This window comes from Pacificoceanicola algae (assembly GCF_049341065.1).
In the GTDB taxonomy this organism is placed as follows: domain Bacteria; phylum Pseudomonadota; class Alphaproteobacteria; order Rhodobacterales; family Rhodobacteraceae; genus Pacificoceanicola.
The window spans coordinates 1-787 of the sequence record NZ_JBMPIX010000070.1; the positions used below are offsets into that span (position 1 = coordinate 1).

General features: G+C 60.4%; 1 protein-coding gene. It reads left to right on the top strand.

Annotation, left to right across the window (positions count from 1 at the left end; all coding sequences use genetic code 11):
• On the top strand, nucleotides 1–615 hold a 615-nt coding region (locus tag ACOYQJ_RS26220; RefSeq protein WP_422908818.1), incomplete at its 5' end, for a transposase.
• Nucleotides 616–787: the final 172 nt, after the last annotated feature.

The window sequence follows — 787 nt, forward strand, 5'->3', positions numbered from 1 at the left end:
GCCTTGCAGGCGGAAAGCCTGAACGCCATCGCTGACCGGGGCTCCTTCAACAGCCCTGAACTGCTTGCCTGCGAAGAAGCCGCGATCACCGCGACGGTCCCGCGGCCGGAGACATCGGGCAACCGCAAGAAGGGCATGTGCGTGAAGGCTGACTTCTTCTACGACGCGGCCAGCGACACCTACACCTGTCCAGCCGGCAAGGTCCTGACCTACCGCTATACGCGGGAGGAAAACGGTCTCATGCACAGACGCCACTGGCAAAACGACTGCCAGTTCTGTCCGCTTCAACCGCGCTGCACGACAGGTAAGGAACGTCGGATCACCCCCTCTCATCGCTGCAAGCAGCGATTGCCGGGCAAGGGATGGGAGCATGAACATCTGATTGAGAAGATGTACGAGCGCATGGACGAGACCCCGGGCTTGATGCACACCCGGCGCTGCACGGTCGAGCATCCGTTCGGCACGATAAAAGCTGCGATGGGCGCTACTCACTTCCAGATGCGGAAGCTCCGGAACGTGCGCACCGAAATGGCACTGCACGTCCTCGCCTACAACATCAAGCGGGTGATGAACATCATCGGGTCAAGGGCGCTTCTGGAAGCGATCAGACCGTGAAAGACGGTCCAATTCGCCCTGAGCACGAGCAACAAGCCCCTCACTACCGGATAGCACGGCACCAGAACGCGATCAGAGCCGGAATGCGCAATCTCATGTGAACCCGACCCATCTGGCACATCAAGATGCTTGCCAACACGCAAGGCCCCAGTTTCCACACAGCCTCGGCCCA